Annotated in this window: 13 protein-coding genes; 8 read left to right on the top strand and 5 right to left on the bottom strand. The window is 36.9% G+C overall.

The genetic code is table 11. The features are described 5' to 3' along the window. The first annotated feature begins 263 nt into the window (after window positions 1–263). Complete coding sequence (locus A3GU_RS0104085; RefSeq protein ID WP_018366274.1) at window positions 264–1,019, top strand: ADP-ribosyltransferase; 756 nt, start codon at window positions 264–266, stop codon at window positions 1,017–1,019. A 148-nt stretch (window positions 1,020–1,167) separates the two neighbouring features. Here the strand turns inward: A3GU_RS0104085 and A3GU_RS0104080 are convergent, their stop codons facing one another. From A3GU_RS0104080 to A3GU_RS0104060, 5 genes are all read right to left on the bottom strand, one after another. Beyond that, the gene (locus tag A3GU_RS0104080) at window positions 1,168–1,533 is read right to left on the bottom strand and encodes a helix-turn-helix domain-containing protein (protein ID WP_018366273.1); all 366 of its coding nucleotides are present in this window, start codon (window positions 1,531–1,533) and stop codon (window positions 1,168–1,170) included. A 155-nt stretch (window positions 1,534–1,688) separates the two neighbouring features. Further along, window positions 1,689–2,324, bottom strand: a complete 636-nt coding sequence (locus A3GU_RS0104075; protein WP_018366272.1) for a bifunctional 2-keto-4-hydroxyglutarate aldolase/2-keto-3-deoxy-6-phosphogluconate aldolase — start codon at window positions 2,322–2,324, stop codon at window positions 1,689–1,691. A gap of 14 nt (window positions 2,325–2,338) precedes the next feature. Beyond that, complete coding sequence (locus A3GU_RS0104070; protein WP_018366271.1) at window positions 2,339–3,346, bottom strand: sugar kinase; 1,008 nt, start codon at window positions 3,344–3,346, stop codon at window positions 2,339–2,341. Between the two features lie 31 nt (window positions 3,347–3,377). Then, window positions 3,378–4,016: an RpiB/LacA/LacB family sugar-phosphate isomerase gene (locus A3GU_RS0104065; RefSeq protein ID WP_018366270.1), complete on the bottom strand. Its 639-nt coding sequence runs from the start codon at window positions 4,014–4,016 to the stop codon at window positions 3,378–3,380. Window positions 4,017–4,036: 20 nt separating this feature from the next. Continuing rightward, window positions 4,037–4,849 carry a gluconate 5-dehydrogenase gene (locus A3GU_RS0104060; RefSeq protein ID WP_018366269.1) on the bottom strand — a complete coding sequence of 271 codons (813 nt, stop codon included), beginning with the start codon at window positions 4,847–4,849 and terminating at the stop codon, window positions 4,037–4,039. A 313-nt stretch (window positions 4,850–5,162) separates the two neighbouring features. Here A3GU_RS0104060 and A3GU_RS0104055 point away from each other — a divergent pair, with 313 nt between their 5' ends. The 7 genes from A3GU_RS0104055 to A3GU_RS0104025 all read left to right on the top strand — a co-directional run bounded on the left by A3GU_RS0104055 (window position 5,163) and on the right by A3GU_RS0104025 (window position 12,107). Then, window positions 5,163–5,600 carry a PTS sugar transporter subunit IIA gene (locus tag A3GU_RS0104055; RefSeq protein WP_018366268.1) on the top strand — a complete coding sequence of 146 codons (438 nt, stop codon included), beginning with the start codon at window positions 5,163–5,165 and terminating at the stop codon, window positions 5,598–5,600. Continuing rightward, on the top strand, window positions 5,578–6,798 hold the full coding sequence (locus A3GU_RS0104050; RefSeq protein ID WP_040805353.1) for a glycoside hydrolase family 88 protein: 1,221 nt from the start codon (window positions 5,578–5,580) through the stop codon (window positions 6,796–6,798). The genes A3GU_RS0104055 and A3GU_RS0104050 overlap by 23 nt, the downstream gene beginning before the upstream one ends. Window positions 6,799–6,826: 28 nt before the next feature. Further along, window positions 6,827–7,321, top strand: a complete 495-nt coding sequence (locus A3GU_RS0104045) for a PTS sugar transporter subunit IIB (RefSeq protein ID WP_018366266.1) — start codon at window positions 6,827–6,829, stop codon at window positions 7,319–7,321. Window positions 7,322–7,345: 24 nt separating this feature from the next. Continuing rightward, window positions 7,346–8,212, top strand: a complete 867-nt coding sequence (locus A3GU_RS0104040; RefSeq protein ID WP_018366265.1) for a PTS mannose/fructose/sorbose/N-acetylgalactosamine transporter subunit IIC — start codon at window positions 7,346–7,348, stop codon at window positions 8,210–8,212. Beyond that, window positions 8,199–9,014 (top strand): PTS system mannose/fructose/sorbose family transporter subunit IID, encoded by an 816-nt coding sequence (locus A3GU_RS0104035; RefSeq protein WP_018366264.1) that lies wholly within the window; start codon window positions 8,199–8,201, stop codon window positions 9,012–9,014. Before A3GU_RS0104040 ends, A3GU_RS0104035 begins: the two co-directional genes overlap by 14 nt. 71 nt (window positions 9,015–9,085) lie before the next feature. Continuing rightward, window positions 9,086–11,008 carry a heparinase II/III family protein gene (locus A3GU_RS0104030; protein WP_018366263.1) on the top strand — a complete coding sequence of 641 codons (1,923 nt, stop codon included), beginning with the start codon at window positions 9,086–9,088 and terminating at the stop codon, window positions 11,006–11,008. Window positions 11,009–11,105: 97 nt separating this feature from the next. Then, entirely contained in the window at window positions 11,106–12,107 is a 1,002-nt protein-coding gene (locus tag A3GU_RS0104025) for a LacI family DNA-binding transcriptional regulator (RefSeq protein WP_018366262.1), read from the top strand. Window positions 12,108–12,465 lie beyond the last annotated feature (358 nt).

The following is a 12,465-nucleotide window of genomic DNA, read 5'->3' as shown; positions in this document are numbered from 1 at the left end:
AAGGGAAAACTAGCGTTTTTGAAGATTTTTTAGTTGACGTCTTTTTATAATTAATATACAATTTTGTAAACTTTTTTTAATAAATTGCTATTAAATGAGTTTATTTTTAATAAAAATACAAAAGAGAGGAAGCTGTTGCTATCAGAAAGTTATTTTAAGTGAAATCTGTAAAAGGATCATCTAAAAAGTGACAATAGTTTCTGATAGGAGATAGTGCTAGTCTGCTTTGTATCATCATTTATTTATCATATAGGAGGATTATTATGAAAGGAAAACTTACTAAACTATTTATAGCTTTATTATCTACTGTGTCCCTAGGTCCTTTTCTGACCTTTGAGGTAGCTGCTGACCAGTACCCTTATGATGAGAGTAGCTCAGTTGTATTTGATTCAGAAAGAGCCTATTTTAAATTCCTTGATGAAGGGGTAACACGAGAAATAGTCAATAATCGCTGGGCAAAAAATATTAATTTTACGGAAGAAGAAAAAAAGGCCATGCATGATTATACCTCTAGTACGGCATCGACGATCAATGAGGCTTTGGATGCTGCTAAGGGTGATCTTACAAAATTACCACAAAAGTTAGGTGAAGAGGTAGGACTTTTAGATAGTGCTACACATAAAATGACCATTCCTTGGGACATGATTGTTTATCGCTATGTTCATCCACAATTTTTACTGGATATAGGATTTTCTGAAGGAGAATATGAAAGCTATTATAAAAATAATCAATTTGATCCTAAAATATTAGAGCGAATTAAGCCACAAACCCTCTATACTAAATATAGTTTTATGAGTACAACAGCTCTTAAAAATGGTGCCATGACTTCAAGACCAATTGAGATACGTTTACGAGTTCCAAGGGGAAATCATGCGGCCTTTGTAGAACCTTACTCTGCCTACAAGTGGGAAAATGAATTTTTATTTTCACGCAATGGTCAGTTAGAAGTAATTGGAGCAAACTTGACAGATGATAAGACAAAACTTCTTATTGAAATGCAGTTTAAAGCTAGTGACTAAGCATAGTCTTATTGCAATGCTTCCTTAACTGCCTACTTAAAAGCTAACTATTTCTCCCTTTTTAGCTGCTAGTGAGTAGTTTTAAGTTAAGTACACATAAAAGCACCTTTCAGTCTTAAAAGGTGCTTTTTATTATAAGGTTAAGAAGTTACTGGTCTTTTTTCAAGTTTTCTTGTTTATCCATTAGGTCCTTGCCAAAATTAACCCATTCATCAACCAAGCGAGGGTCTAGATGCTCAGAAATATAAACAATTTCTTGACTTGATAGATATTCATGTGAGAGATTGTTTTCCATAGAAAGATCTCTTTCCATTAAATCCGTTAAAGATACCTTAAACAAACCTGCAATTTCACTTAGAAGTCCAGATTTGGGTGTGTACTTTCCTTTTTCCCATTCACTAATGGAAGAGGCGCTTTTACGTCCTAAATAGTTAGCAAGTTCTAATTGCTCCATCTTGTTTTTCATTCGAAGATATTTTAGGTTGCTGGCAAAATAGGTTTTCTTACCTGTCATAAATGGCTCCTTACATTCTTTACAGATTATAATATCATAAAAGATTTGAAATCGGAATATTTTTCTAGCAGCTAAGAAACTTAATATAAAAAAAGAGCGATTTATCATTATAGTGATAATCTCTCTTTTCTTAATAGCTTTATTTATAGGTATCATCAGTCATTAAAGATAAGCTTGTGGTATTTTTGGGCCATTTCAGTGATAGCATCATAGTTTCCTTGGCTAGCTAGTTTGTTAAATTCTCCGCCAATTCCTATAAGCGAAGCACCTGCTTTAAACCAGTCCTTAGCATTGTAAAGGTTAACTCCACCAGTTACCATAAGCTGTAAGTGGGGAAGCGCTGCTTTTAAAGAAGAGATATGAGAAGGCCCTAAGCTGGCAGCTGGAAAAATTTTAAGGAGATCACAACCATGCTCTAGAGCTCTAGTGACTTCTGTAGGGGTCATGCAGCCTGGTAAGTAGGGAATTAGATTGCCATGGCATAGTTTAGCTGTTTGACTACTAAATGCTGGTGAGACTATAAATTTTGCCCCAGCTAAAATAGCCGTCCGAGCTGTTTGAGGGTCAAGAACAGTACCAGCACCAATAATTATCTCTTGACTAGCATAGACTTTTGTAAGGCATTCAATGATTTGGCTGGCTTGAGGATTAGTATAAGCTACTTCAATGACTTTAATACCACCTTCAATACAAGCACGGGCAGCTTGTAAAGCTTCTTTTTGGCTAGTGCCTCGGATCACAACCACTATTTTTTCTGCTAATAGCTGTGAAATGGTTTCTGATTTTGTCATGAAAGCCTCCTTTTCTATCGAATAATATCCTTGCCTTCCTTTAAGACTTGTCTAACCTGAGAGGGAGCTTCAAACATATTATCCCCTTCAAGTGTGCATTTTAAAGTAGCACTAGCTACGGCAAAGTTGAGCATCTCTTGCTTGTTAGTTTCTTCAATCAGACAATGGAGTGCGCCAGCTACAAAAGCATCCCCACTACCAATACGTTGCAGTAGCTGGGTTTTTAAGGCCTTAGAAAGGAAGAATTCTCCTTGATCTGTCGCTAGAAAAGCCTGATAATGGTTTCGCCCGAAGCTATCCTGCTTACGGTGGGTATGGAAAATAGTTTGAAAGTTAAAACGTTTGGTTAAAGCCAACATGCGATTTTTAATCGTATCAGGAGCAGCATTGTCCCTATCAAAAAAACTTAGGTCAGTTTCATCTAGCATTAAGGGTTCAATTCCAAAACAAATGTCGGCAAATTCAGCAAACTCTGTAAAAAGATACTTGGCTTCTTCTGGCTGTAAGAGGCGACTGCGAAAATTAAGATCAAAAGATATGCTTACCCCTCTTTTTTTGGCTTCTTCTAGAAATATGTTAATTGTATGTCTAATATCTTTTCCCAAAGCTAGGGTAATGCCACTGAAGTGAAAATAAGAAACATCCTTAAATAAGCTATCAAAGTCTATATTAGAAGGATCAAAATCATGTAGACTACTATTATCACGGTCATAAAGGACCTGTCCTTGACGGCAGCCAAAAGAATTCTCAAAAAAATACAAGCCAATTCTCTGCCCCACCCTTTGAATAGGACTAGTGTCGATATGATTTTCCTTAAGAAATTGGATAAAGGAATCACCAATAAGCCCACAAGGTATAGAAGTGGCCAACTTGGTCCTCTGTCCAAAAGCTTGGAGAGCCCTTGCTATATTGACTTCTGAACCTCCATAAAAGAGCTTGCTTTGACAATTATTGTGAAAGTGATGGGGATTTTGCGGGCTTATCCTAATCAGTGGTTCACCAAAAAAGAGTATTTTAGACATGTTGAATATCCTTTCATGAAGCAAGTCTTTTTTAGTCTATAAGGGTTTTGAGGTAGTCTGTGATTTCTTGGTTTTGACAATTAGCAAAGAAATATTCTTGGAAATGCTCTCCAGCAATAGTTTCTTTCAAGAAATCCTGGTCTATTTCTTTTAAAATACTTAAGATATCTGAATGGCTTATTTTTTTAAGCTCTCTTAAAATACCAGCATTGCGTTGTTCTGGAATCGCTCGTTCTTTAGGGTAACCACCACCAATGGTTTCTTCAAAAAGACGTTCAAACATGTAGCGGAGATTGAGTTCAGCACCCCATCCAAAACCCTTAGCATAGGGAATAGCTAAGGCATTACCCCCATTAATTTGAGAGAACAAGTAAGCATCTAAAGGGTCAGCAGCAAAGCCACAAATAACACCTGGGAAGCTATTACAAGCAAGCATTGCTCCAACACCAGTTCCACATCCTGTAATAACAAAGTCGGCAGCTCCGCTATTGAGTAAAATAGCACTTAAGAGTCCATTTTGAACATAGGTCAGTTGGCTTTCGCCTTCTTTACCATACATGCCATAGTTATAAGTTTCAAAGCCTTTTTCATCAGCTACTTTTTTTAATTCTTTGTAAATAATAGCATTTTTAGCAGCTTGGCTATTTTCATTAATGAGTGCAATTTTCATAATATCTTAATTCTCCTTCTTTATTCGGGTTGTTTACCAATGTAAGCCAAGATTCCCCCATCCACATAGAGGATATGTCCATTAATAAAGTTTGAAGCATCACTGGCTAGAAAGACTGCTGGTGCTCCTAAATCTTCAGCTTGACCCCAACGAGCAGCGGGTGTTTTTGAGATAATAAATTGGTCAAAAGGATGACGAGAGCCATCTGCTTGCAGTTGACGAAGGGGTTCTGTTTGAGGGGTGGCAATATAGCCAGGGCCAATGCCATTACACTGAATGTTGGCAGATCCGAATTCAGAAGCAATATTTTTAGTGAGCATTTTGAGACCACCTTTAGCAGCAGCATAGGCTGCGACGGTTTCGCGTCCTAACTCACTCATCATGGAACAAATATTAATGATTTTACCATGTCCTTTATCAATCATTCCTGGTAAAACAGCCTTAGCAACGATAAAAGGTGCGTTGAGATCAATATCAATAACCTGTCTAAAATCAGCAGCAGTCATTTCAAGCATTGGTGTTCGTTTAATAATACCTGCATTATTGACCAAGATATCAATAACCCCGACATCATGTTTTATCTGGGAGACCATATTTTGGATGGCCTCTTCATCTGTAACGTCACAGACATAACCGTAAGCTTTAATACCAAGTACCTCATAGGCAGCCAGTCCTTTATCTACTAAGTCTTGTTTAATGTCATTGAAAACAATAGTAGCTCCAGCCCTAGCAAGCGAACTTGCAATAGCAAAACCAATTCCATAAGAAGCTCCAGTAACGAGAGCAATTTTGCCATCTAGTGAAAAATGTTCCTTTAAAAATGTTTCAGTCATTTTAAGACCTCCAGAGTAATTTCAGGTAGTAAACCTGTTCACTTGCATGGTAACAGAGTAAACCGATTTTGTCAACAAAGTCTCTTTCCTTTTTTCTTTTCTCTGTATAGAAAAGTTGTAAACAACACTTCAAAACACTTATTTACAGGCTTTTTAATTCCTGTAAAAATTTCTTTATTCATTTTAAAAAAGTTGAATGAATCTCTTTTTAGGATGAAAATCCAAAATTTTCTTAAAAGATGGTTGACAGAGGTTTTTGAAAACGCTATAATCTTGTTTGTAAAGTAAACCGGTAAACTTAGAAGGAGAAAAGATGATCAAACTAATCATTGTTGCTCACGGAAACTTTCCAAGTGGCATTTTAAGTGCTTTAGAATTAATCGCTGGGAAACAAGAAGAAGTTTTAGCGATTGATTTTGTAGCTGGTATGTCAACAGAGGAACTTAAGCTTCTTATTCAAAAGGATTTGTCAGCTGCTAATAAGGTTCTAATCTTGACAGATTTGCTTGGTGGTAGTCCCTTTAATGTCAGCTCAGCTCTGTCTATGGACTATCTAGATAAAAGCATCAGAGTTCTTTCAGGTTTAAACCTAGCCATGCTAATGGAAGCTGTATTATCACGTTCTACGGTAGCTGATCTTGATCAATTAGCTGATAAGGCTCTTGCTGCAGCCCATAATGGAATTCTTGATTTTGAAAGCTGCTTAGCCGATACAGATTGTCATAATAATGACTTTGAAGGAGGTATTTAAAGTGCCCGATATTAAAAAGGTAACTATTGAAACTATTGAGAACCCTCAGCGTTTCAGGCAAACAAACCTCTTAAGTAAAGCAGAGCTTGAGCAAGCTATTGACTTAGCCCTGCAACAAGTCTATGCTAATATGACTTATTTTAAAGACCACTACCCAAGTCCAGCAACCTTTGAAAATCGTTATCAAATCATGGATAACAAGGAATGGACCAATGGCTTTTGGACAGGTTGCCTCTGGCTTGCCTATGAGTATAGTCAGGATAAGGCTATTAGTGACCTGGCCCACCTCAACGTCTTATCATTTTTAGAGCGTGTTAATAAGCGTATTGAACTAGACCACCATGATTTAGGATTCTTATATACACCATCTTGTATGGCTGAATACCGTATTAATGGTGATGAGACTGCCCGTCAAGCTGCCTTAAAAGCAGCCGATAAGCTGATTGAACGTTTTCAAGAAAAAGGAGGCTTTATTCAAGCTTGGGGACAACTAGGAAAGGCTGAGGACTATCGTTTAATTATTGATTGTTTGCTTAATATTCAGTTACTTTTCTTTGCCTATGAACAAACTGGAGATAGCAATTACAAACACATAGCAGAAAGTCATTTTTATGCTTCTGTTAATACTGTTATTCGAGATGACGCTTCAACCTATCACACCTATTATTTTGATCCCCAAACTGGCCAGCCCTTAAAGGGGGTAACACGACAAGGATATAATGATGCCTCTTGCTGGGCCCGTGGACAAGCTTGGGGAGTTTATGGTCTTCCCTTAAGTTATCGTAAAATGAAAGATGAGCAGGAATTAGACCTTTTTAAAGGGCTCACTCATTATTTTTTGAATCGTCTCCCACATGACCATGTGTCTTACTGGGATTTAATTTTTGGTGATGAATCAGATCAACCCCGTGACACTTCTGCGACAGCGACAGCTGTTTGTGGGATTCATGAAATGCTCAAATATATTCCAGAAGCTGACCCTGATAAAGAAAATTACAAATATGCCATGCACGCCATGCTTCGTAGCCTTATTGAGAATTATGCTAACAAGGAAGTGGTGTCAGGTGCTCCCTTACTTTTACATGGTGTTTATTCATGGCATTCTGGAAAAGGTGTTGATGAAGGAAATATCTGGGGGGACTATTACTATCTAGAAGCACTTATTCGTTTCTATAAAGACTGGGAAGTTTATTGGTAAACCGTAATATAAGAAGGAGAATTAAGTAATGACAAGTGGGCCAAATATTATAATGACTCGTATAGATGAACGTCTAATCCATGGACAAGGACAACTCTGGGTAAAATTTTTAAATTGCAATACAGTGATTGTAGCAAATGATGCTGTCTCACAAGATAAGATTCAGCAAACCTTGATGAAGACAGTCGTACCAGACTCCATTGCCCTACGTTTTTTTAGTATTCAAAAAGTAATTGATGTTATTCATAAGGCTAACCCAGCACAATGCATTTTTATCATCATCAAGGATTTACAAGATGCTCTGCGCTTGGTAGAAGGTGGTGTGCCTATTTCAAAAATCAATATTGGAAATATTCATAATGCCCAAGGTAAGGAACAGGTAAGCCGCTCTATCTTCTTAGGAAAAGAAGACAAGGACATTATTAGACGCTTACACGAAAAGTACCATATCAGCTTTGATACTAAAACAACCCCAAGTGGCAATGATGGAGCTGTTGAAGTAGATATTCTAAGTAAAGTATAATCATCTAATCTAAAGGAGAAAATTATGACTATCACTATTGTTCAAGCCATCTTAATTGGTTTATGGACCGCCTTTTGTTTCAGTGGTATGCTTTTAGGGCTTTATACCAATCGCTGTATTGTCCTTTCCCTAGGAGTCGGTCTTATTTTAGGAGATATTCCAACAGCCCTAGCAATAGGAGCCATTTCTGAGCTAGCTTATATGGGTTTTGGTGTGGGAGCAGGAGGAACCGTTCCTCCCAATCCAATAGGACCTGGGATTTTTGGAACCTTGATGGCTATTACAACGGTAGCTGCCAAAGATAAGATTAGCCCAGAAGCTGCACTTGCTCTATCAACACCAATTGCTGTGGGGATCCAATTTTTACAAACAGCTACTTATACCGCCTTTGCAGGAGCACCAGGAACTGCTAAGAAGGCTTTGCAAAATGGAGATATCAAAACATTTAAATTAGCAGCTAATGGGACTATTTGGGCTTTTGCAGCTTTGGGATTCTTATTAGGATTGATTGGTGCTCTTTCAATGCAGACCCTAACAGGACTATTTGCCTTAATTCCACCTGTCTTACTTAATGGTTTAACCTTGGCAGGAAAAATGTTGCCAGCAATTGGATTTGCAATGATTCTTTCGGTTATGGCTAAAAAAGAACTTATTCCTTATATTATATTAGGTTATGTACTTGCAGTTTACTTTGGTTTACCTGTTTTAACCCCAACAGCTAATGGTGATGGACTTTTGACAGCTGTGACAAGTAGTTCCGTAGCAGGGGTACCAACAATTGGTGTAGCCTTAATTGCGACCATATTTGCCTTAATAGATGTTTTCAAAAAACCAAGCCAGGTATCTGGAGAAACTAAGACAGAAGGAGACAATCAAGATGACTGGATCTAATAAGTTAGTAAAGAGTGACTACACTAAGACAGCCCTTCGAGCATTTTATTTACAAAATGGTTTTAACTATAGTAATTATCAAGGTTTAGGCTATGCCAATGTTATCTATCCTGCTTTGAAAAAATATTATGGTGACGATAAGGTCGCTTTAACCAAAGCATTAGATGATAATATTGAATTTTACAACACAAATCCTCACTTCCTTCCCTTTGTGACCAGCCTTCATTTAGCCATGCTAGATAATGAACGTCCTGAGGAGGAAATCCGTGGGATTAAGATGGCCTTGATGGGTCCCTTAGCTGGTATTGGTGATTCCTTATCTCAATTTTGTTTGGCACCCTTATTTTCAACTATTGCAGCTTCTTTGGCTTCTGATGGTCTGGTTTTAGGTCCTATATTATTTTTTGTAGCTATGAATGGTATCTTGACAGCTATTAAACTCACAACAGGATTTTATGGTTATAAGTTGGGGACCCGGTTTATTGATAAACTAAGTGAGCAAATGACAGTGATTTCTAGAGCAGCTAATATTGTTGGGGTTACGGTAATCTCTAGTTTGGCTGCGAGTCAGGTTAAGCTAAGTATCCCTTATACCTTTGCACCTGATAAGGTGACCAATGCTTCTCAAAAAATTGTGACCATTCAAGGAATGCTTGATAAAATAGCCCCAGCTATCCTACCAGTTCTTTATACCTTACTCATGTTTTATTTGATTAAGAACAAAAAATGGACAACTTATAAGCTTGTTATTTTGACAGTTATTATTGGTATTATTGGTAGTTGGTTAGGTATTCTAGCTTAAGGAGAATAAAAAGGTGGGTTAGCTGGATAACTCATCTTTTTTAATAAGAATAGAGAGCTTATGAGGTAGATATGGATAAGAAAATAGACGAAAAGGTAGCTAATTTTTTTAAGGACTTTGATGAAGACTTTTGCCGTCAGTATATTCTGGAGAAGGATTTTGAAGCTTATCAAAAACTTAAAAGTTCCCTTGATAAGATGATGACAAATACCTTTATTTTTGATGATAATTGGGATATGGAACCATGCTCAACCCCTTATCACTTAGACCCCTTAAGCTGGGATAGGCAGGTTAGCGAGGATAAAGAGTGGAATTACATGCTTAATCGGCAAGGCTATCTTATGAAATTCATTTTGGTTTACTTAGTGGAAAAAGATAGCAGATACTTGGACAAGGTCAAATATTTTATCTTTCATTGGATAGATTGTCACTATCCTCTAAAAGCTGATTCTCTAGTATCACGTACCTTAGATACAGGTATTAGAAGCTTTACCTGGCTAAAAGTGATTCTCTATTTACTTTATTTTGAAGCTATTAATCAAGAAGAACTTGATAAAATCATCCGTTCTTTAGCCCAGCAATTAACTTTTTTACAGGAGAACTATAAAGCTAAGTATAGCCTTAGTAATTGGGGGATTTTACAAATCACTGCTATCTTGGCTTGTCTATTCTATTTTGAAAAAGAAATTAATTTGCCTCATTTAAAAGTATTTGCAGAGACGGAATTGGAAGAGCAACTGAGATTGCAAATTCTTGATGATGGAAGCCAATATGAACAGTCAATTATGTACCATGTCGAAGTTTATCGAGCCCTTCTTGACTTAGCTGTTTTTGCTCCAGAATACAAGCCTCAATTAGAGACTAAGCTTGAGGAAATGGCTTATTACATTTATATGATGACAGGGTCTGATCATTGTCAGTTAGCTTTTGGTGATAGTGATGTGACAGATACTAGGGACATTCTGACAGCGTCAGCCATTTTTTTCCAGTCAAAAGTATTGAAGTCCTATGCTTATCCTTATCTAGATAGGGAATCGCTCTTGCTATTTGGCAAAAAAGGTGTTGCTATTTTTGAAAAATTAGAAAGTGTTGAACCAGCATCAATAGAAGCTAATCACTTTGCTTCAAGTGGGCATATTTGTCATAGAGACTCTAGACGCTATCTCTTTTTTAAATGTGGTCCTTTTGGGAGCGCCCATAGCCATAGTGATCTCAATAGTTTTTGCTTATATGACCAAGGTAAGCCTATTTTTATTGATCCGGGTCGTTTTACCTATCAAGAAGAAAAAAGGCGTTACCACTTAAAAAGTGCTAAGAGTCATTCAACTTGTTTTCTTAGGGACTGTGATAGTGAAGAGATAAGGGATTCCTGGACCTATGACCACTATCCAGAGGCAGAAGTATCACAATTGGTTCAAAGAGGCCCTATTTCTTTTATTGAAGGGATTTACCAGAGCAATACAGGTACTTCTTGGGACTTTAGGCATAAGCGTTGGATTTTAGCATTGCCAGATGGAATAACACTTATTTTTGACAGTCTTACTTGTCCTGGAAAACATGAGCTACAGACCCAGTTTATCTTAGATGAACAGGTGACTTATAGTGGCCAAGAGCTTAATAATTTAAAAGTTATTAGCCCAAAACCTTTAGAAGCAGAAAATTGCTTTCGTTCACAGAAGTATAACCAGTTAACAGAGACCATTCTCCTAAAAAAAGTAAAAGCTTTTGACACTAAAGCTTGGGATTGGACGCTCTTAGTAGATAAATCCTATAGTGTTACAAGCTTGCCACTGATTCAAACAGGTTCTGAGAAGATAATTGAAGAAGGTTTTGGTTGGGAAATAAAAGGAGAAGAAAATCACTATCTGATTGCTATCTTGCCAACTAGTCTGATTAAGGGTGACAAACTCTATAGACTTAAAGGCCATAAGTGTAGAGGTAAAGTAGTAGTTTATGATAAAAAACATAAAAAGTATTACTGCTTAAAAAGTTGACATAGGGGATAATAATTTAGTAAACTTGCTGATAGAAAGAAATTGGTTTACTAAACCAAGAGGAGTTTAAAAATGAAAGAAAAAGGAGGTCTACACAGTGTCTAAAAAAGTTACAATTACTGATATTGCTAACTTGTCTCAAACCTCTAAAACAACAGTTTCATTTTATCTTAATAAAAAATATGAAAAGATGTCTGATGAAACAAGACAGCGTATCAAAAAAGTAATCCAAGAAACAGGTTACAGGCCTAGTACCATTGCCCGTAGCCTTAATTCCAAAAAAACAAAATTGATAGGTGTTTTAATAGGAGATATCACTAATACCTTTTCTAACCAGATTGTTAAAGGCATTGAACATGTTACCAAAGAAAAAGGCTACCAGATTATTGTTGGCAATAGTAACTATGATTCCAAAAGTGAAGATCAATACATTGAAAACATGCTTAGTTTAGGCGTCGATGGCTTTATTATTCAACCAACGTCTAATTTCAGAAAGTATTCAAGAATTATTAAAGAAAAAGAAAAGCATATGGTCTTTTTCGACAGTCAGTTGTATGAGCACAAAACAAATTGGGTCAAAACCAACAACTATGATGCTGTTTACGACATGATTCAGGTATCACTTGAGAAGGGTTACCAAGATTTTGTCATGATAACTGCAGACACAAGTCTATTAAGCACGCGCATTGAACGTGCTTCAGGCTTTATTGATGCCTTATCTGAGAAAAACCTTGATTACCAAAAACTAGTAATTGATCAAGATAGCATGACCTTAGAAGAAATAGAAGCTTTCTTGGAAAAGGCAATCACTAGAGAGAGAAAAACCTTAGTTTTTGTTCCCAATTGCTGGGCCTTACATATAGTTTTTAGTGCTATGAAGGCTTTGAATTTCACCATGCCCCAAATTGGTTTAGTTGGCTTTGATAATTTAGAATGGACAAATTTCTCATCTCCTTCTGTTACAACCATTGTTCAGCCAGCTTACCAAGAAGGCATGGAAGCAGCAGATATTTTAATCAAGGAAATTGAAGGAGACAGCCAGGGTGAAAAACAAAAAATTTTTGACTGCCAGATTGAATGGAAGGGGTCAACCTATTAACATTTCAGAGATATGTGATAATCAGTCCCTTTTCTTACTCTCTTTTTTAAAATAGCAGAGCTGTTTAATAAACATAAGGGGCTGGGCAAAAACTAGTCCTGATAGCCAAAAAAGACGAGCATTTCCTTACGGAGTTGCTCGTCTTTTGTTCTAAAATCCTCTATAATTGTAATAACGACAAAACAACAGAAGGGGTTTTTAGATGTATCAACAGTATAACACAAATCAAATGAGCTTGGAACTAAATCTTGCTTTCGAGTTACCAGAAACTCACGAAGCAAAATTAATCAGCCTCTTTGTAGATACCATTCCTCAACACGTCTTGCTTGAGGAGACTTCTTCAACAGGTCGTCCTGCC

This window comes from Streptococcus didelphis DSM 15616 (assembly GCF_000380005.1).
GTDB lineage: Bacteria > Bacillota > Bacilli > Lactobacillales > Streptococcaceae > Streptococcus > Streptococcus didelphis.
The sequence above is the reverse complement of the archived record's forward strand: the minus strand, read 5'-3'. Positions and strand labels throughout refer to the sequence as shown.

Coding starts and splice junctions, on each gene's coding strand:
- A3GU_RS0104055 (WP_018366268.1), top strand. CDS start 5,163: ATGATCAAACTAATCATTGTTGCTCACGGAAACTTTCCAAGTGGCATT.
- A3GU_RS0104050 (WP_040805353.1), top strand. CDS start 5,578: ATGACTTTGAAGGAGGTATTTAAAGTGCCCGATATTAAAAAGGTAACT.
- A3GU_RS0104065 (WP_018366270.1), bottom strand. CDS start 4,016: ATGAAAATTGCACTCATTAATGAAAATAGCCAAGCTGCTAAAAATGCT.
- A3GU_RS0104060 (WP_018366269.1), bottom strand. CDS start 4,849: ATGACTGAAACATTTTTAAAGGAACATTTTTCACTAGATGGCAAAATT.
- A3GU_RS0104035 (WP_018366264.1), top strand. CDS start 8,199: ATGACTGGATCTAATAAGTTAGTAAAGAGTGACTACACTAAGACAGCC.
- A3GU_RS0104085 (WP_018366274.1), top strand. CDS start 264: ATGAAAGGAAAACTTACTAAACTATTTATAGCTTTATTATCTACTGTG.
- A3GU_RS0104070 (WP_018366271.1), bottom strand. CDS start 3,346: ATGTCTAAAATACTCTTTTTTGGTGAACCACTGATTAGGATAAGCCCG.
- A3GU_RS0104045 (WP_018366266.1), top strand. CDS start 6,827: ATGACAAGTGGGCCAAATATTATAATGACTCGTATAGATGAACGTCTA.
- A3GU_RS0104080 (WP_018366273.1), bottom strand. CDS start 1,533: ATGACAGGTAAGAAAACCTATTTTGCCAGCAACCTAAAATATCTTCGA.
- A3GU_RS0104030 (WP_018366263.1), top strand. CDS start 9,086: ATGGATAAGAAAATAGACGAAAAGGTAGCTAATTTTTTTAAGGACTTT.
- A3GU_RS0104075 (WP_018366272.1), bottom strand. CDS start 2,324: ATGACAAAATCAGAAACCATTTCACAGCTATTAGCAGAAAAAATAGTG.
- A3GU_RS0104040 (WP_018366265.1), top strand. CDS start 7,346: ATGACTATCACTATTGTTCAAGCCATCTTAATTGGTTTATGGACCGCC.